General features: G+C 42.6%; 14 protein-coding genes. 2 read left to right on the top strand and 12 right to left on the bottom strand.

Annotated features, from left to right (window positions below):
- Window positions 1-93 precede the first annotated feature (93 nt).
- The 7 genes from A33I_RS15025 to A33I_RS15055 all read right to left on the bottom strand — a co-directional run bounded on the left by A33I_RS15025 (window position 94) and on the right by A33I_RS15055 (window position 8,696).
- Complete coding sequence (locus tag A33I_RS15025) at window positions 94-1,110, bottom strand: ABC transporter ATP-binding protein (protein WP_022629162.1); 1,017 nt, start codon at window positions 1,108-1,110, stop codon at window positions 94-96.
- Window positions 1,091-2,098 (bottom strand): ABC transporter ATP-binding protein, encoded by a 1,008-nt coding sequence (locus A33I_RS15030; RefSeq protein ID WP_022629163.1) that lies wholly within the window; start codon window positions 2,096-2,098, stop codon window positions 1,091-1,093. Before A33I_RS15030 ends, A33I_RS15025 begins: the two co-directional genes overlap by 20 nt.
- 928 nt (window positions 2,099-3,026) lie before the next feature.
- Window positions 3,027-3,941, bottom strand: coding sequence for a nickel transporter permease (gene nikC, locus A33I_RS15035; RefSeq protein ID WP_022629165.1), 915 nt, complete (start codon window positions 3,939-3,941; stop codon window positions 3,027-3,029).
- A gap of 12 nt (window positions 3,942-3,953) precedes the next feature.
- Window positions 3,954-4,955: an ABC transporter permease gene (locus A33I_RS15040; protein WP_022629166.1), complete on the bottom strand. Its 1,002-nt coding sequence runs from the start codon at window positions 4,953-4,955 to the stop codon at window positions 3,954-3,956.
- Between the two features lie 69 nt (window positions 4,956-5,024).
- Window positions 5,025-6,689: an ABC transporter substrate-binding protein gene (locus tag A33I_RS15045; RefSeq protein WP_022629167.1), complete on the bottom strand. Its 1,665-nt coding sequence runs from the start codon at window positions 6,687-6,689 to the stop codon at window positions 5,025-5,027.
- Between the two features lie 53 nt (window positions 6,690-6,742).
- Entirely contained in the window at window positions 6,743-7,711 is a 969-nt protein-coding gene (locus A33I_RS15050; RefSeq protein ID WP_022629168.1) for an ABC transporter ATP-binding protein, read from the bottom strand.
- Window positions 7,704-8,696, bottom strand: a complete 993-nt coding sequence (locus A33I_RS15055) for an ABC transporter ATP-binding protein (protein ID WP_022629169.1) — start codon at window positions 8,694-8,696, stop codon at window positions 7,704-7,706. Before A33I_RS15055 ends, A33I_RS15050 begins: the two co-directional genes overlap by 8 nt.
- A 382-nt stretch (window positions 8,697-9,078) precedes the next feature.
- Between A33I_RS15055 and A33I_RS15060 the strand changes: the two genes are divergently transcribed.
- The gene (locus A33I_RS15060) at window positions 9,079-10,095 is read left to right on the top strand and encodes an LCP family protein (protein ID WP_022629170.1); all 1,017 of its coding nucleotides are present in this window, start codon (window positions 9,079-9,081) and stop codon (window positions 10,093-10,095) included.
- A gap of 230 nt (window positions 10,096-10,325) precedes the next feature.
- Here A33I_RS15060 and A33I_RS15065 read toward each other — a convergent pair whose 3' ends face one another.
- The 5 genes from A33I_RS15065 to A33I_RS15085 form a co-directional block, all read right to left on the bottom strand.
- Complete coding sequence (locus A33I_RS15065) at window positions 10,326-11,390, bottom strand: glycosyltransferase family 4 protein (RefSeq protein ID WP_022629172.1); 1,065 nt, start codon at window positions 11,388-11,390, stop codon at window positions 10,326-10,328.
- A gap of 269 nt (window positions 11,391-11,659) precedes the next feature.
- Entirely contained in the window at window positions 11,660-12,718 is a 1,059-nt protein-coding gene (gene csaB / locus A33I_RS15070) for a polysaccharide pyruvyl transferase CsaB (RefSeq protein WP_022629173.1), read from the bottom strand.
- Entirely contained in the window at window positions 12,715-14,682 is a 1,968-nt protein-coding gene (locus A33I_RS15075; protein WP_022629174.1) for a DUF5693 family protein, read from the bottom strand. The genes csaB and A33I_RS15075 overlap by 4 nt, the downstream gene beginning before the upstream one ends.
- Before the next feature lie 21 nt (window positions 14,683-14,703).
- On the bottom strand, window positions 14,704-16,266 hold the full coding sequence (locus tag A33I_RS15080; RefSeq protein ID WP_022629175.1) for a putative polysaccharide biosynthesis protein: 1,563 nt from the start codon (window positions 16,264-16,266) through the stop codon (window positions 14,704-14,706).
- On the bottom strand, window positions 16,263-17,000 hold the full coding sequence (locus A33I_RS15085; protein ID WP_022629176.1) for a WecB/TagA/CpsF family glycosyltransferase: 738 nt from the start codon (window positions 16,998-17,000) through the stop codon (window positions 16,263-16,265). The genes A33I_RS15080 and A33I_RS15085 overlap by 4 nt, the downstream gene beginning before the upstream one ends.
- A 227-nt stretch (window positions 17,001-17,227) precedes the next feature.
- On the opposite strand from A33I_RS15085, the gene secA2 reads away from it, so the two are divergent.
- Window positions 17,228-19,594: an accessory Sec system translocase SecA2 gene (gene secA2, locus A33I_RS15090; RefSeq protein ID WP_022629177.1), complete on the top strand. Its 2,367-nt coding sequence runs from the start codon at window positions 17,228-17,230 to the stop codon at window positions 19,592-19,594.
- Window positions 19,595-19,597: the final 3 nt, after the last annotated feature.

Genomic DNA, 19,597 nt, shown 5'->3' on the forward strand with positions numbered 1-19,597 from the left:
TTTTAGCCTTAGTATGTAGGCAACACCTCCCTTAAAGATCAACTATTGTGAATATTCAAGAGAGAATCATCTCTCGTCTTACTTATTTAAATCTTACTTATATAAGTGGCAGGCTACGAAATGATCTTTTTTCACTTCTCTATAAGCCGGCGTCACTTGCTTACACTCATCCATTGCCATTGGGCAGCGTGTATGGAACACACATCCTGTCGGCGGGTTAGATGGACTTGGGATCTCCCCTGTTAAAATGATGCGTTCACGTTTTACCTCTGTCGGATGCGAACGCGGTACCGCTGATAAGAGCGCCTGTGTGTAAGGATGAAGCGGATCAGCATATAAATCCTTCTTACTCGCTACTTCCATCATTTTCCCAAGGTACATTACACCAATTCGATCAGAAATATGTTTAACAACCCCTAGATCGTGGGCAATAAATAAGTAAGTGAGTCCAAACTCATCTTGAAGATCTTTAAATAGATTCAAAACTTGAGATTGAACGGATACATCAAGTGCTGATACCGGCTCATCACCAATAATCAATTTAGGATTTAATGTTAATGCTCGTGCAATCCCGATACGCTGACGCTGACCGCCTGAAAATTCATGCGGGTAACGGTTTGCATAAGCCGGGTTAAGCCCAACTTTTTCCATCAATTCTTCTACATATTCTTGGCGCGCTTTTCCTTTATACATCCCGTGAACATTTAATGGTTCACGCAGGATCGTTTGCACCGTTTTACGCGGGTTAAGAGAGGAGAATGGATCCTGGAATACCATTTGGATATCCTTACGAAACGGATGCAGCTCTCTTTCTTTCATGTTGGAAATGTCTTTGCCGTCAAAAATGATCTGACCAGCTGTCGGCTCATATAAACGCATTAACGTTCTGCCCGTTGTGGACTTTCCGCAGCCAGACTCTCCTACAAGACCGAACGTTTCTCCTTTTCGAACGAAGAAGCTGATGTCATCTACTGCTTTGACATGACCGACGGTTCTTTGAAACATTCCTTTTTTGATTGGGAAATGTTTTTTCAGGCCATTTACTTCAAGCAATATGTCTTTCTCTTTAGCTGCGCCTGTATTTGGGCGATCAGTTAGTTGTGTGCTCATTGTTGCTCGCTCCTTCCTCAAACAAGAAACATCTCACCTTACGTCCCGGCTCTACTTCACGAAGCTCAGGCTGCTCACCTACACAGCGCGCCATCGCATGCGGACATCGTGTGACAAAGCGGCATCCAGTTGGGAAGTTGTCCGGTGTAGGTACGTTTCCGGCAATTGATGTAAGACGATCTTTTTCATCATCCACATGTGGTACAGATTCCATTAATCCTTTCGTGTAAGGATGAAGCGGCTTATCAAATAGCGGAACGACATTCGCTTCTTCAACCACCTGACCTGCATACATTACGACAACTCGGTCGGCAAGCTCAGCTACCACACCCAAATCATGAGTAATAAGAATAATAGATGAGTTGAACTTATCACTTAGTCCGCGCATTAAATCAAGAATCTGCGCTTGAACCGTTACATCAAGTGCTGTCGTTGGCTCATCGGCAATTAATAGTTTCGGATCACAGCTCATCGCCATCGCAATCATGACACGCTGCCTCATCCCGCCAGATAAACGGTGCGGATAATCACGAAGAATTTCATCTACGCGAGAGAATCCAACGAGCTGCAGCATTTCACGCGCACGCTCATAGGCTTGTTTCTTTGAGAGCTTCTTGTGGTAGATGAGCGTTTCCATCAACTGATCTCCAACTGTAAATACAGGGTTTAATGAGGTCATCGGCTCTTGGAATATCATTCCGATATCATTCCCGCGAACCTTGTACATTTTGTCTTCCCCTTGTTTGAGAAGATCCTCACCATTAAATACAATTTCCCCGCCAACGGTTTTCCCGCCCGGAGAAGGCACAAGCCGCATAAGAGATAAAGTGGTCATACTCTTACCGGACCCTGATTCTCCCACTATCGCTAATGTTTCCCCTTGGTTCACTTCAAAGGACACATCATCTACAACAGGAAGCTCTTTTCCTTTTTTAAAGAAATAGGTTTTTAGATTTCTAACCTCTAGCAATGGCTTGTTTTCCACCATAACATCTACACCTCTTTATCCTAGAAGACTACATTCCAATTATGAATTAACGAGAAAGAGCTTGAATCTATTTCCCAGGTAAGTAAGAACAAGAAAATTCAGAATTATCAAGAGAAATGAACACTCATTCATACCTGGCGTTAACTAAAACAATCGCTTGTCTGCCATTGTCTCAGCTGTCATTATCAATTTTTCTCATAGTTTTCTGCAAATTTAGTAAATTGGACTAACGTCATTATATGTCAATGTCACAAAGAAAGCAATATTCAATCTTTTTAAAATAATTTTTCTTTGTGATAAATTCTTACAGACTTCGTAATCAAAATGTAATGAAACATTGTCCTTATGCGTTTTATCAGGCTTCCAATTCGAATTGTGTAAATAAAAAAGCCATTCCTTACGAATTTATAAATAAGCTTATAGACCCATAATTGGGAGAATCAAGCATAATATTATATCAATATAATAGTAAGCGTTTACATTTAATGGATGTAGTTGTGTGATGTCGGACGAGTGTATACCTCATTAACATGTTTTGGATGCTGGGCAGGAGTGAGGCAATTGGTGATGGCGTCTGTGTTCTGGCCAAGGGCTTCTGCTGAGGCTAAAGCTGATTGCGTCGGTTGCAGCCTTTATTGCGTCCCTCCTCTCCCCTTATGCGCCGCTCTCTTCCATAATTGCGTCACTCCCACCCACTATTGCGCCTCTCTCCTCTTATTGCGTCAGTCTTCGCCGCTATTTGATCGATTTCCTGCTTATATGTAATATTTCCCCGCATGATTGCGCCGGTTGCTCCACACGCAATGGCTTTTGCACCCAAAATCTTCCGCAACCCGAAACAAAAATACCGAGTTTCTTCTATATTATAACGCGTTACATAAGTAAAGCTCCTCCGGCCTCATCGCCTAAAGGAGCTTTACTCTCTAATCTAGCTTTTCATTTTCGGATCGAGCGCATCACGCAGTCCGTCTCCGATCATATTAAATCCTAATACAACAAGCATGATCGAGAACCCTGGGAACAGCACCGTCCATGGGGCGGATTGGATGAACTGTCTTGAATCTGATAGCATCTTGCCCCACTCTGGCATCGGAGCTTGAGCTCCTAAGCCGAGGAATCCAAGTGCTGCGGCTTCAAGTATCGCTGTACCGAAGCCAAGTGTTGCTTGAACGATAATCGGCGCGAGACTATTTGGCAGGATATGATGGAAAATGATCCGGCCATTTTTCATCCCCTGCGCCTTGGCTGCCATAATAAATTCTTCTTCCCGTAAGCTGATGACCTTTGACCGGACGAGCCGTCCAAAAATAGGCACGTTGACAATCGCAATCGCAATCAACGCATTTTGAAGTGACGGCCCTAAGATCGCAACAATGGCAATCGCTAATAGAATGCTTGGGAAAGCGAGCATAATATCGAAAATACGCGAGATCAGCATGTCAATCCAGCGGCCGTAGTAGCCAGCGATTAAGCCAAGCGTCGTCCCGAAAATCAGAGCCCCTGTTACTGCAAAGAAACCAACTTGGAGTGAAAGCCTTGCACCGTACACAATCCTTGTAAAAATATCCCGTCCGAAGTCATCCGTTCCAAACCAATGCTCCATAGATGGCCCTTGCAGACGGTTAGCTGGATTTGTTTCTGAATAGGAACTGCTCGTCAAAAGCGGAGCAAAAATAGCGATTAATATAAAGCTTGTAATAATGATCAACCCGACAATCGCAAGCTTATTTTTCTTCAATTGCTTAAATGCTTCCCTCCAAGGAGAAACCACTGTATATTGATCCTCTGGAGGGGGCGAATTAGGCTCTGGTGTCATCAATGGCTTAGCATGTTCTGTTTTCATCCGAGTCCCTCCTTAATATTTAATCCGTGGATCAATGTAGGAATACAGCAGATCGACAAATAAATTAATTAAAACGAATATGGTCGCAACAACGAGAATTCCAGATTGAATGACCGGATAGTCACGGTAATTGATCGCCTCAAAAATATAACGCCCGATTCCCGGCCAGCTGAAAATGGTCTCTGTTAAGATCGCCCCGCCTAACAGGTTACCTGTTTGCAGACCAACGACCGTCAGTACAGGAATTAATGCATTTTTAAGCGCATGCTTGTAAATAACTACACCTTGTCCTGAACCTTTTGCATTGACTGTTCGAATATAATCCGAGCGAAGCACTTCAAGCATACTCGAACGGGTCATTCTTGCAATAATTGCCATCGGAATCGTGCCAAGTGCAATTCCCGGAAGAATTAAATGTTTGATCGACTCCCATGTCTTATCAAATTGCCCGCTAATGATCGTATCGAATACGTAGAGTCCGGTCGTTGAAATAATCGGATCACGCGGATTATCTCGTCCGAAAGCCGGGAGCCACCCAAGCTCTTGAGCAAATATCCACTGCTCCATCAACGCGAGCCAAAAGATCGGCATCGATACCCCGACGAGCGCAATGAACATACTCAAATAGTCAAACCAAGAATTTTGCTTCCACGCACTGACAATACCAGCGTTGACACCAATAATAATGGCAAAAATCATTGCAAAAATCGTCAACTCAATAGTGGCTGCTAAATATGGCCAAATTTCTTCTATAATCGGTTTATTCGTTCTAAGAGATGTTCCTAAATCACCTGTTGCCAAGTCTTTCATGTATAACCCGTATTGCACCCAGTACGGCTCATTTAATCCAAGACGCTCTTCAAGATCTGCAATCGCTTGAGGAGAGGCTTGTTCACCAAGAATCGTTTGTGCGGGGTTTCCAGGTATTAAGTGAATGATTGAAAACGTCACGATTGTCATCCCGATTAAAACAGGAATCAACAATAATAAACGTCGCATCGCATAAGCCAGCATGATGTCACCTCGCTACTATTTAATCCTAAAAAAAGGAGGAGTAGAGACGTCTCTACTCCCCTCTTGTGCTTAGTTCTCTAGTTCAACTTCATCTAATGTTTCACTTGTAGATGGGTGTGGTACATAGTTCTTCACGTTCGAGCTGCCCGCTAGTGTCGGGATTGAGTGAACAAGCGGAACCATTGGAGCATCTTCATGAATCAGCTCTTGTACTTGCTCGTAAAGCTCAGCACGCACATCAAAGTCCACTTCTGTTTTTGCTTGAACAAGCAGGTCATTCACTTCTTCATTGCTGTAGAATGAACGGTTACCACCAGGGATCGCATCACCGTGTAATAGGTTTGAGAAGAAGTAATCCGGGTCACCGTTTACACCAGACCAGCCAAGCATGAACACGTCATGTTTACCTTGCTCTGTTTCTTCAAGATACGTTGCCCACTCTTTTGTTACGATGTTTGCCGTAATGCCGACATCAGCTAAGTTAGCTTGGATCGCTTCAGCTGCACGCTGCGGATCTGGCATGTACGGACGAGCAACAGGCATTGTCCATAGATCAAATGTGAAGCCATCTTCAATTCCAGCTTCAGCTAAAAGCTCTTTTGCAAGCTCAGGATCATAGCTGTACTCATCAATTCCATCGTTGTAGCCAAGGTATCCTGGCGGGATTGTATTTTTCGCTGTTTCTGCTAGACCGCCGTAAAGAATCGCAATTAAGCCTTCTTTATCAATCGCGTGGTTAAAGGCACGACGAACAACCGGATCATTAAACGGTTCTTTTTCTACATGGAAACCTAAGTATCCGATATTATTTGTTGCACGTTCGAATACTTGCAGGCTGTCATCGCCCTCAATTTGAGCGACATCATCAGGGTTTAGACCATCCATAATATCAATTTGACCAGAACGTAACGCTGTCAGACGAGCCGAGTTATCAGGAATCACCTGGAAGATAACGCGGTCAAGCTTCGGCAGTCCTTCTTTCCAGTAGTCTTCGTTTTTTTCTAAAATAATTGAGTCATCACGAGACCAGCTGACAAATTTAAATGGACCTGTTCCTACAGGGTTTTCATTGATTGCACTTCCATGCTCTTCAAATGCTTGAGGAGACGTAATCGCAAAGTAGCTCATCCCCATGTTTTGCAGGAATGATCCTAACGGTTGGTTTAAAACAAACTCAATTTCATAATCACCAAGCACGTTGATTTCTTCAATCACGTGGCCCTCGTCACCTTTATAGCCGCCAAACTGCGTACCATACACGCTGTATGTGTAGCCTTCATCAAGGAATGCATACTCATGCTCTGGGTCAGCCCAGCGCTCAAAGTTCAGTTTTACAGCTTCTGCATTAAAGTCTGTTCCATCGTGGAATGTCACGCCTTCTTCAAGGTGGAACACAAAACGCAGACCAGAATCATCTACTTCCCAGTCATGAGCAAGACCAGGTCCGATTTCAAATGAATCGCGGTCAAACTCGATCAATGTCTCGTAAATGTTCTTTGTAACACGAGACGATTCACCATCTGTTACACTTGCATAATCTAAGCTGACAGAATCTCCACCACGGGCAAATACTAATGTTTGATCTCCCGAAGACTCACCATCTGTACCTTCTACTTCCTCTTCTGCCTCACCATCACCAGATTCTGGCGCCGACGTATCATCACTGCTGCATGCAGCAAGGAATAATACGAACGCAAGCAAGAGCACCATCAAAAACGACAATCGATGTTTCATGCATCATTTCCCCCTGTCTCTTCTTTGTTTTCTCTATCATTCATGCAGCACTGCTAGTTATAAAGGTGGCAGGCTACAAAATGATCATCTCCTACATCCTGCAGTGCAGGGCGTTCAGTTTTGCAAATGTCCATGCATTCCGGACACCGCGTGTGAAACGTGCAGCCGCTTGGCGGATTCGACGGGCTTGGTACATCGCCCTCTAAAATCATCCGGTCCGCCTTCGCATCAGGGTCCGGCACAGGAACGGCTGAGAGCAATGCCTTTGTATAAGGATGCTTCGGTTCCTCATAGAGTGCATCCTTCCCTGCCAGCTCCACCATCCGGCCAAGATACATCACCCCGACACGGTCACTTATATGCTTAACGACACTAAGGTCATGAGCAATAAACACATACGTTAACTTAAACTCATCCTTCAAATCTTCCATCAAATTAAGAATCTGCGACTGCACCGAAACATCAAGTGCTGATACCGGCTCATCACATATGACAAGCTTCGGGTTCACCGCCAGCGCTCTTGCAATCCCGATCCGCTGCCGCTGCCCTCCGCTGAATTGATGCGGATAGCGGTTCGCGTGATAGGAACTGAGTCCGACAACCTCAAGAAGCTCGGCAACTTTTTTACGCCGCTCTTCCTTTGTCCCAATCCCATGCACAAGAAGCGGCTCACTGATAATCCGCTCAATGTTATGACGTGGATTAAGCGATGCGTACGGGTCTTGGAAAATAATCTGCATGTCTCGTCGGAGCTTTCTCATCTCTTCATCCGAGAGCTTTGTGACATCACGCCCTTCAAATTTCACTTCACCTTCCGTCGGCTCAATCAATCGTAAAATCGATTTACCAGTAGTCGATTTGCCGCAGCCAGACTCGCCAACAATTCCTAAGATTTCGCCTTCATAGACAGTGAAGCTGACATCATCAACCGCTTTGACCTCGCCTACCTTTTTGCTAAGGAAGCCTCCGCGCACTTCAAAATATTTTTTCAATCCTTTTACTTCTAAAAGTGGTTTAGCCAACGTTCTCGCTCCCTTCTGTGTCGTAAAGAAAGCAGCGCACCTGATGCCCGGCAGAATCAGTTAATAGCTCAGGATCTTCTGAGATGCAGCGGCCGAATGCTGATTCACAACGAGCAGCAAAACGACAGCCTTGCCTGATGCTCCCAGGCTTTGGCACACTCCCCGGAATTGAGTACAGCCGCTGCTCTTTCTCGTGAATCTTCGGCAGGGATTTAATCAGGCCTTTTGTGTATGGGTGCTTCGGCTCTTTTAGAATTGCACGAACCGTCCCTTCCTCCACCACTTTTCCTGCATACATCACAATCACTCGGTCACAGATTTCGGCAACGACCCCCAGGTCATGGGTAATCATCATAATTGCTGTCCCTTGCTCCTTATTTAACTTCCTCATTAAATCAAGAATTTGCGCTTGGATCGTTACATCGAGGGCTGTTGTCGGTTCATCCGCAATCAGCACCTCCGGATCACAGCTCATCGCCATCGCAATCATGACACGCTGACGCATTCCGCCGGATAATTGATGCGGATACTCATCGACAATTTCATCGGCACGCGGAATCCCGACAATCTTCAGCATATCGACTGCTTTTGCTTTCGCTTCTTTTTTAGACAGCTTTTGATGGTTGCGGATCGCCTCCATCAATTGATTGCCGATTGTAAAGAGAGGATTTAATGATGTCATCGGTTCTTGGAAAATCATCGCGATCTCATTGCCGCGAATTTTTTTCATCCGACGTTTTGAAACGGCTGCGAGATTCTCTTCTTTAAACAGAATTTCACCGCCAACAATTTTACCTGGAGGATTAGGCACAAGGTTCATCACCGATAGGGATGTGACACTTTTCCCACAGCCCGACTCTCCCACTATGCCGACTACTTCCCCTTTATGTATTTTCATGCTCACATCATCCACAGCCGGAATTTCACCATTGTCTGTAAAAAAATGCGTCCGCACATTTTTAAGCTCAAGAACAACTTCAGACATTTAAATGCCTCCTTCACACGTCCGTATAGAAATGTCATTTGACTTTATCGTAGAAAGATATTTATCGATAACATTATGTACACACCAAAAACACATACAAGAATAATAGATTTGTTAATTTTCAGAATTTTACTGATATATTCTAAAATATATAATATTCTGAACATAATCAAGTACTTTTTTTCTAAATTAGGCTAATTTCGTTCGCTCATTTACGACAAAATACCTATATGATATGTGTTTCACACGCATACAAATAAACTCACTGACATAATTTATTCATTTAATATGAATACTTTCGTACAAATTTTTCTTTACGCCCTAGCGATTATTCGCTATGATATGATAGATATGGACAAATTATTTAAAGTGAGGTATTGCCATGGCGCAATCGAGAGTGAGACGACGTAAAAGTCGTGTAAAAAAAACATTAAAGATCTTTGTATTTATAGGTCTTTTCTCCTTCTTACTAGCTGGAGCAGCCGTTACCTATTTTGCTTTTCAATTAGCAAATGCAACGACATCATCTGAAGTAGAGCTAGAACGAGGGGAGAAATCAGAGCTTCGAACTGAACCTGTAAATCCAAGTAAAGATAATATATCGATTTTATTTTTAGGATTAGATGACCGTGAAGGAAATTTAGAGGGACGCACAGATGCAATGCTGCTTGCTACCTTCAATAAAGAGCTAGGATCCATCAAATTATTAAATATTCCTCGTGATTCACTTGTTGACATACCTGGCCGTAAAAACCGTGATAAAATTAATCACGCACACGCGTACGGCGGACTTGATACAACAATTGATACGGTTGAAAATTTATTTGATATTCCAGTTGATTATTATGTAACATTAAATTTCGTTGCCTTTGTTGAAATTGTTGATGCATTAGGCGGCGTAGAAGTTGAGGTTCCATTCACGTTTACAGAAATGGACAGCAATGATACGCACGGTGCCATTACATTAGAAGAAGGCACACAATTGTTAAACGGTGAAGAAGCTCTTGCTTTCTCGCGTATGAGAAAAAGTGATCCACGCGGAGACTTCGGCCGCGGCGAACGCCAGCAAGAAGTCATTAAAGCAGTTATTCGCAAAGGTGCATCTTTTTCTTCCATCTCAAGCTACAATGAAGTATTGCAAAGCATTGAAGATCATATCTCTACAAACTTAAGCTTTGGAAACATCGTCGCTCTTCACTCGTATGCAAGTGAGCTGAACAATATGGATTCGATTCATATTGAAGGGGACGACCGCCGCATTAATGGCGGGTACTACTTTGAACCGAGACAAGATTCTATTGATGAGTTATCAGCAACCTTTCGCGTTCACTTAGGTTTAGTTGAACCAGAAGAGCGTGATTATGACGAATTTGACTCTACGGAAGAAGAAACCGAATAATACAAGCGAAGGTTCATCCACCAATCTGGTGAGGTGAACCTTTTTTGATGTGGATTCGAGCAAATTATTAGGGAATTATAGCATATTCGTCGTTGATTTTAGCAAGCCCCAGCTTAATACAGCGAAAACAGCTTTTATTTTAGCAAACGCTTCAAATAAATGGAACTTCACACTATTTGGCGCAAAAAAAGCCTGAGTAATCATCTCGATCACTCAGACTGTAACGTTCATTATGAAATTCGTCTTGCACTATTTTTGTTCTGAATGCGACGAACTAAATTCATAACTGGACGGTACTCATCACTTACTAAGCCGACACGCTCTGCAATCAGCTCAATAACAACCAAGCTGATCGTAATAACTAGTAATGAGATCCATAGCGTTGACATTGTAAGAACAACGGCTGCTAAACCAAAGAATGCTGTCATCGCATAAATAACTAACACGGTTTGTTTATGAGATAAACCGATGCGAAGCAAACAGTGGTGTAAATGTGATTTATCTGGTGCTGATAATGGTTTCTTCTGCACCACACGACGTACGATCGCAAACAGTGTATCTGAAATTGGAACAGCTAAGATAATAACAGGAATCACAAGTGAGAATGCCGTAACATTTTTGAATCCTAATAATGAAATAACAGCAATCATATATCCTAAGAATAAGGCCCCTGTATCACCCATAAAGATTTTTGCTGGATTAAAGTTATGAACTAAAAATCCGAGCGTACTTCCTAAAAGAATCACACCAAGAGAGGCGACAAACATATTGCCGTCTAAAATCGCAAGACCTGAAATGGTAATTAAAACAATTGATGAAACACCAGCAGCTAAACCGTCTAAGCCATCAATTAAGTTAATCGCATTCGTGATCCCGATAATCCATAAAAGCGTGATTGGAATCGCTAACCATCCTAAGTGCAATTCCCCGCCGAAAGGCAAGTTAATAAAATCTAAGCGAACTCCGTAAAATATAACGACACCAGCTGCTAATAACTGGCCAAACAACTTCCATTTAGCGGACAGCTCAATCATATCATCTAAAAATCCGGTTAAAATGATAATAAAGCTTCCGATTAGAATCGGTATCATGTACGGACTAGCCGGCTGTAAGATGATAAAACCAATAAGAAATCCAATATATATTGCCAAACCACCTAACCTGGCCATCACTTTCTGATGGACTTTACGATGGTTCGGTTGATCTGTAGCGCCAATCTTAATCGCAAATTGTTTTACGACCGGTGTAATTAAAACCGCGACGATAAAACATATCAATAATGTCCAAGCGATCATGGTTGAACCTCCTTGTTTATACGTTCTCCAAATATCATGTTTTTATTTCATACTTCTGCCTTATATATTCTGTTTTGACAATATCTATAATACTCCTAATCTACTACCTAACGGATTATAGCACATTGTCCTAATCAAGAGAAGCGCTTTTGAAACAAAACAGTTTTCGTTACATAATTTCACAAACAAATGAGATGAAACGTTTGTATTTATTAAGTTCTAATTAAAAAGACCAAGACATCAATTCGTCTTGGTCCTTTATATACCCTTTATTTAATTGAATCAACCACTAACTTAGCGGTATGGCGCGCTTTTTCTTTTGCATGATCTGTATATTGTTTCATTTTTTCTAAGGCTGAACCTAAATCCTCGAGCTGCCTATTCATTGCTTCAACAAGCTCGATTGCTTCCCATTTTTCATTGACATGGGCCGCTACAGGCTGCTTGCAAAGCGAGGCAAATGAATCAATTTTAGGATCATAGGACAACGCAACAAACGGTGTATCTACCACTGCAGCAAAGATTAATGCATGAAGCCTCATTCCAACTAGAAGATCACAATCCTCAATCCATTGAATCTTCTCTTGGATCTCCCCGTCATGCGGCATGATGTCAGCATCATGCCGCATCAGCTCTGCCACATCCTTTGATGCGTTATGGTCATGTTCCCCATGCATTGGGATAAAACGGATCATATAACCGCGGTCTGCCACTTGATCGAGGCCTTTTGCAATCTCCTCTTTAAAAGGGTACTCACTTGGCCAGTCACGCACCGACACAGCAATCCGCTTGATCTCACCTTCCGCTTGTTCACTACCATTAGGACGCGTGATGCCAAGCACTGGATCTGGCACAAGCTTAATTTCCTTTGTGACACCAAACTGCTTAAGCAGCTCTTCTGACTCGTGATCTCGGACAGTGAGGAGCGAGCTCTTTGACACAGTGCTTTTAACAATCTTTTGATTAAATCCTTTTGAAACGGGCCCAATTCCTTGCGCATACACAAAGAATGGCTTTTTGTGCAGCTTCGCAAGCCACATAATTCCTGAGTAATAAACCACGCTTCGATTCCCTGTCTTATCTTGAAGGAGGCTCCCTCCCCCGCTGATCACTCCATCTGCGCGTTTTATGGCTGCGGAAACGTCTTTAAGCTTCCAGCGGTCCACCGCATCCACTTGATACGTCTCTGCGGTTTTCTCAGGCTGGTTAGACAGCACGGTTAGTTTGATGTCAGGCTGTTGTTCACGAAGCGCTGAGATAATCGAGAACAGAATTGCCTCATCTCCCACATTATCAAAGCCATAATAACCTGATAGTACTAGTCTCATCTATTCATCCACCTCTTTTCCACTCGAGGATACACATAGACTGTAATGACACGATAAATGTAGATATATAATAAGCCAAAACCAAGGCCGAATAACAAGCCGTACACACTGCGCAGTCCAGATACTAACAGAGGTGTATGCAAGTGCGTAAATGTCCCTACAATGGAAGCAAAACCAAGCATTCCAATTGTTATAAAGATCGGCGCAAGCTTATTTTTCACCATCATCATGTACAAGCCTAGAATAAACAGCGGGAACCCGATTAAGAATTCGGTTGTTCTCGGTCTGACGTAAAGAAGATTTTCAAGCCACTGCCTGAATTCAAGCTCATATGGGAGAGCTGTTGCAGCGTTGCCTGTACGTGTAACATAGAAAGCTAAAATGGCTCCTACAATCCCGATTACCATCAAGTGCCAGTAACGTACAGGTTCGTTAAGCGTCTTTCTAATAAAGGTGTAGAAAAGCAATAGTCCAACAATTGCCGCAGGTGCTGCTGACAACACTTTAACCCCTCTAAATTCATCCACTTTAACGAGGAATTCAGTGCCGTATAACATCCCGACAACAAGCCATGCACCTATTAATGCAATTCCTGCAGAGATCGCATAAGTAGCCAACAGATGCTTCCAATTTCTTATCGTTCTAAAATGAAGGCCTGCATAAGCTGCAGCCGCAATCGCTGTAAGAAGCGCTAATGCTTTCAAAGCAATATCGATGTTCAGCACGACGCCTGCCGCCATAAGAGCCAGTCCGCCAAGTGCTGCTGGCCATGCAAGAATCGGCCAAACCTGATAAGCTGTTAACGTGATAAGAGCTGCCGCACCAAGGGTGACGAATAAAGTCACAATTGTGGATTGTGAAAGAGAAGCGTATGGGCTTGCTCCGCCTTCATGACCATCACCCAACCTTTCAGTGAACGTATCTACCATCTCTAACGTATAATTAAATCCTTGCTGCGCCTCACCCGGATGGTGATACGTTTGCAAAGAAGTAGGGGAAAACCTTACTAGCGGATTTACAAATAGGATACGGATGTTACGCTCTTTATATCCTCGGATTCCCTTTTCGACTTCTTCCATAAACTTCGCTTCATTTCCTTTGCCAAGCTGCATGCTGAACAATCGAATAACATCGTCTTCTTTATTTCCTAGACGAAGCAGTGAATCCATCCCGCGTTGATCATTAAAATCAATCGTTATAATATCATAATTAAACTCATTTAAAGCACTCGTAAATGTTCGCAGCTGTTCAGGTTCACCTGACCCAACTACATCATTCCCAGAAAACAGCACTTTATCTGCTTGATACTCCACTGCCAGCCTTTCCATTTGCTTATAAATGAAGTGATTTTCATACTGGATAGTAGGAAATGAATTTGGGAGACGAGGAATAATATCCATACCGGCTTCATGGACAATGTCAATTGCATCAAAATCAAATGTTATCGGCATTGCCGCTAAACTTACTTCATAAGGAAAGAAAAGAATCCGATCTTCTCCATATTCATACTCCTCCACCTCGTATCGCGTTAGGAAGATCTCATCTTCATACATCAATTGATAATGATTGTTGTATGCTTCTTTAATCATATCAATATAAGGTGTTTCATCATCTAAAATTCGAATATATTGTCCATTATGCTCAGGCAGTTCATCTCTTGCCTCTGGGTGCTCATGGATAATTTCAGGACGGGTTTTTCTTTCAAATAATCCTTCTAACACTAAATCCCAAATGGTTAACGGCTCAAAGCTCATTGAACCTACACCGCTATCTATTAACTGCTCAAGTATTTCTTCTTCCGTCATCATTTCATCAAGCATTAACGGCCACTGCTCATATTGATCATAGGCCATCGTAATTTCATAACTTTTATTGCTTTGTTCAACGTTCACTCGATCAATAATTGACGGTATTGATACGAGCAACGCAATCACAATCAGCGCCCACGCTATTTTCTTAACCAACGGTAACACCCTTCCTTTTCCTTATTTACGTCTATTCAGTTTAGATAGAAGCGGGAGCGATGATGCGATATCATCGTCTATTGCTTTCGTTCCAATTAAAATGACAACATAGATAATGGCACCAACTGCTACTCCGGCCGCCACAAACAGCATCGCATTCAAACGAGTCCATAACTCCACCTGGAAATAATCGACTGAAAATAACAGGACTGCCCCCATCACTACACTCGCTAGGGCATACAACGCATGCGAACGGCGCACTACAGGGAATGGCAAAGTACGGTATAAGATGTACACATTTAACACGGTAATCGCCACATACACGATTAATGTTGATATCGCAGCCCCGATCATTCCGTACTGAGCAACTAAAATAATATTTAGAACAAATTTAGCAGCCGAGCACACAAGCACAATTATCGCAGCAGCAAATTCGCGGTTAGCCCCTTGCAGCATCCCTGTTGTTAAAACAGAGAATGAAGTGAATAATGCACTTACGGATAAAATAAAAATAACATCACTGCCGAGCACGTCTCCAAATAACGCATAGTTAATCGGGACAGTCAGCGCAGCAAGGCCCATCGCTGCTGGCCAGGCTGTTAAATGAGTAATTGTATTGCCGCGGTCGACAATCATTGAGGCTCTCTCTTTATCATTTGTCGCAAGCGCTTTTGTAATCGCAGGAATCAATGGTAAAATCAGGGCGCTCGCAAAGACGACAGCCATCTGTACCAAAGCTTGTCCGCGTCCAAATGTTGTTCCGTAAATATGGGCGACTTCTGATTGAGTATTTCCTAGAGCACTTAACTGCCTAGGAATCGTCAGTGAATCAACGACATTTAATAACGCCATCGTTAACGCTCCGAAACAAATCGGCAAGGCCACGATCAAGATTCGTTTTGCCCAATGTGAAAATGTTTCCTTGTTCATCTTGCTTGCCGTTTTAATCGGCTTGCGTCTCGCAAATATGACTTTTAAATATACGAGTGAGGCAAGGACCCCGACAACCGATCCAATCATAACACCTGCAGACACAACCTCAGGTGCAAATGCTTGAATTGTTAAGTAATAAGCTGCCACTATAATGACCAAGACTCGCACAAACTGCTCTAATACTTGAGAAACAGCAGTAGGCACCATATCCTCATACCCTTGGAAAAAACCGCGGTAGACAGCCATATAAGGTGCAAAGATAAGCGTCACTGATACAGCTAGGATTGAATACGTCATCAACGATCCGCCTAGGAATCCTGCGATCCATTCAGCCAGCACAAACATTAAGATGAAACTGACCACACCGAACACAACTCCTAAAATCGTTGCCGTCCGGTAGATGAAATACACATCGTCATCTCGGCCCTTCGCTCTCGCTTCAGAAATCAGCTTGGAGATCGCAAGCGGAATCCCAGCTACTGTGATAATTAAAATCGACATATACACAGGATAGACAACACTGAAAATACCAAGCACTTCATCCCCTGCAATGTTTTGCAGAGGAATCCGAAACACGCTTCCTAATAGTTTCGATAAAAAGGTCGCAATCGTAAGCAGAATCGCCCCTTTTAACAGGCTTGATTTACTCATTTTTTCGCCCTTCTCTTCTCACGCAGCACTTTGCCTGCAAAGATCGGCAGCGCAAGCATACGTCTCCATCTTGAAGGCTGTTTCACTAAGCGGTAAAACCATTCAAGGTGAACCTTCTGCCAGAATTCAGGAGCTCGCTGTACCTCACCTGCCAGCACATCAAAGCTTCCGCCAATTCCCATGAAAAGCCCCTTATCAAATTGGTCCATCCGCTCTGCAATCCATTTTTCCTGACGCGGAAAACCTAATGCAAGAAAGACCATGTCAGGCTTCTTCTCTTTTATTTCATCTTCAATGGTCGTCTCTGACCAATCAAAGAATCCGTGATGAGAACCCGCAATAACTACATTCGGGAACTGACGATTAATTTCTGCAATCGTCTTTCGCAGGACTTCATCTTTTGCGCCTAATAAATAGACAGAATATGACTTCTCATTAGCAAGTGCGAGCAGATCCATAAATGTATCAAAGCCCGTCACACGCTCTGGCAGCGGAGTACCAAGCATACCGGCTGCTTTCACGACACCGATTCCGTCTGCTGTAATATAGGTCGCACGATCAAGATAATCTCGATATGTCTTATCTTCATATGCATGAAGTACAATCTCAGGATTTGCCGTTACGACAAATGTTTTATCTTCCTTATTAAGATGCTCACCGAGGCGAGCTACAAATTGATCTTTAGTCGTGTTAATAAAAGGAACGCCAAGAACTTCAATAAATCGTTCTGACAAAATCAATCACCAACTTCTATATTTTTATGGAATATTGATGCTTGTACATAATACTCCTAGCAAATCATATCAAAAAACGACATAGGATGGAATTGTCTTTTCAAACGATTCACAAATCCCGCTAAATTTCCTTATTTTTCTACAACTTTCAATTATCTTCTACTCTATCAAACAATAAGCTCATCATGTTATACTAGGAAATGATGACAAATTAAGGAGAGAACGTTATGTTACGCTCAATAAAAAAGCTGATTGGTGACTCTCAGCAGCGAAAAATAAAGTCTTATGAAAAAATTGTTTCTAAAATTAATCAACTTGAACAGCAAATAGAATTATTATCAGATGATGAACTTCGTCAAAAAACAGCTTTCTTTAAAGAACAATTAGAAAATGGTGTTTCACTAGATGAGATTAAGGCTGAAGCATTTGCTGTAGTACGTGAGGCATCTAAGCGCGTCCTTGGCATGCGCCACTATGATTCACAATTAATCGGGGGGCTCGTTCTAAGCGAGGGAAATATCTCAGAAATGCCTACAGGGGAAGGGAAAACGCTTGTTGCCTCTCTTCCAAGTTATTTACGCGCTCTTGAAGGAAAAGGCGTTCACGTTATTACTGTAAATGAATATTTGGCAAGCCGTGACCGAGAAATCATTGGACCGGTCCATGAATTTCTCGGATTGAAAGTAGGATTAAATGTCCCGATGCTTTCCCCTGCAGAAAAAATGCAAGCTTACTTGGCCGACATTACATATGGAGTCGGGAATGAATTTGGGTTTGATTACCTCCGTGGAAATATGATTTACGACCTTAACCAGCGTGTGCAGCGTCCTTATCATTTCGCCATTATTGATGAGATTGATTCGGTTTTAATTGATGAAGCGAAAACACCGCTAATCATCGCAGCTAAAACGCAAGTCAGTGCTAACCTCTATCATATTTGTGCAAAAGTGGCTCGCAGCTTTAAAGAAGAGGAGGACTATATGTACGACCCTCTTCTTAAAGCAGCAAGCTTAACAGATAACGGCATTACGAAGATTGAACGTGCCTTTGGCGTTGATAATCTATACGACCTTGAGCACCATACGCTTTATCACTTTATGATACAAGCGTTGCGCGCACGAGTAATGTTTAAACTCGATGTAGACTACATTGTCAAAGATGGAGAAATCCAGCTTGTTGATATGTTTACAGGTCGTATTATGGAAGGCCGAACATTTAGTGAAGGACTGCATCAGGCCCTTGAAGCAAAAGAAGGGTTAGAGATTACTGAAGAAAACAAAACACAAGCTTCGATCACAATTCAAAACTACTTCCGTATGTACCCTAACCTTTGTGGCATGACAGGTACAGCTAAAACGGAAGAGCGCGAATTTAGAATTGTTTACGGCATGGATGTTATCCAAGTCCCCACCAATAAACCGCGCATCCGAGAAGATCGTGAAGACCTTGTATTTGCAACAAGTGATGATAAATATAAAGCAGTAGCAGCAGAAGTCGAAGAACGTCATAAAAAAGGACAGCCGGTTCTTATTGGCACCACTTCGATTATTCAGTCAGAAACAATGGCGCGCTACCTTGATGACAAAAAGATTCCATATGAACTTCTTAATGCAAAAAGTGTAGAAAAGGAAGTTCAGTTAATCTCTCTTGCTGGTCAAAAAAATCAAGTGACGATTGCTACAAACATGGCAGGTCGTGGGACGGATATTATGCTCGGAGAAGGTGTTCATGATCTTGGCGGACTTTATGTAATCGGCACTGAGCGCCATGAAAGCAAACGCATCGATAACCAATTAAGAGGGCGCTCCGGCCGTCAAGGTGACCCAGGCGAATCTCAATTCTTTATTTCGATTGAAGATGAACTCCTGCTTCGTTTTGGAGGGGAAATGATTGACGCCTTCAAAGAAGAAATGAAGACTACTGATAACGGACTTGTACAAAATGAAAATATCAATAAATTAGTCGATAAAATTCAAAAGATGTCTGAAGATCATAACTACTCTGCTCGTGAGTACACATTGAAGCTGGATGATATTATTAATGAACAGCGCGAAGTCATTTACAAGCTTCGTAATAAGCTTCTTGAGACTGATAACAACTTTGATACGATCAAAGAAATGATTGATACGACTTGGAAGGATTATGTCGATCATTATTGCGCAGACGAACTTCTTCCTGAAGAATGGAATCTCGAAGAATTAACACAGCGCATTCAATTAATTCTGCCAACCTTTAAAGGATTTACTCAACGACCTGAAGAGAAAAAAGAAGTTCAAGCATTCATTACTGCGACCTTTGAGCAATTCATGAATGAGGTAGAACCATTACATGCGCAGGAAAAAATCTGCATTCAAACCGATCGAATTTTACTATCAAACTTGGACACTCACTGGACACAGCATCTTGAAGAAATGAACCGCTTGAAAGAAGGGATCGGTCTACGCAGCTACGGGCAAGAGGATCCAATGCGTATATATACACGTGAAGGGTTCGAGCTTTTCACTATGATGTATAAAACGTTGCAGCGTAATTCAAGCATTCAGTATTCTCAAATGACTGCCAATTATTTATTTGCCACCACTAAGGAGGATTAATCT

This window comes from Alkalihalophilus marmarensis DSM 21297, from assembly GCF_000474275.2.
Taxonomy (GTDB): Bacteria; Bacillota; Bacilli; order Bacillales; family Bacillaceae_D; genus Alkalihalophilus; species Alkalihalophilus marmarensis.

Bases quoted from the DNA above. Each gene is read 5' to 3' on its own strand.
- nikC (WP_022629165.1), bottom strand. From the start codon at position 3,941: ATGAAAACAGAACATGCTAAGCCATTGATGACACCAGAGCCTAATTCG.
- A33I_RS15065 (WP_022629172.1), bottom strand. From the start codon at position 11,390: ATGATCGCTTGGACATTATTGATATGTTTTATCGTCGCGGTTTTAATT.
- A33I_RS15045 (WP_022629167.1), bottom strand. From the start codon at position 6,689: ATGAAACATCGATTGTCGTTTTTGATGGTGCTCTTGCTTGCGTTCGTA.
- csaB (WP_022629173.1), bottom strand. From the start codon at position 12,718: ATGAGACTAGTACTATCAGGTTATTATGGCTTTGATAATGTGGGAGAT.
- A33I_RS15040 (WP_022629166.1), bottom strand. From the start codon at position 4,955: ATGCTGGCTTATGCGATGCGACGTTTATTATTGTTGATTCCTGTTTTA.
- A33I_RS15060 (WP_022629170.1), top strand. From the start codon at position 9,079: ATGGCGCAATCGAGAGTGAGACGACGTAAAAGTCGTGTAAAAAAAACA.
- A33I_RS15030 (WP_022629163.1), bottom strand. From the start codon at position 2,098: ATGGTGGAAAACAAGCCATTGCTAGAGGTTAGAAATCTAAAAACCTAT.
- A33I_RS15080 (WP_022629175.1), bottom strand. From the start codon at position 16,266: ATGAGTAAATCAAGCCTGTTAAAAGGGGCGATTCTGCTTACGATTGCG.
- A33I_RS15025 (WP_022629162.1), bottom strand. From the start codon at position 1,110: ATGAGCACACAACTAACTGATCGCCCAAATACAGGCGCAGCTAAAGAG.
- A33I_RS15055 (WP_022629169.1), bottom strand. From the start codon at position 8,696: ATGTCTGAAGTTGTTCTTGAGCTTAAAAATGTGCGGACGCATTTTTTT.
- secA2 (WP_022629177.1), top strand. From the start codon at position 17,228: ATGTTACGCTCAATAAAAAAGCTGATTGGTGACTCTCAGCAGCGAAAA.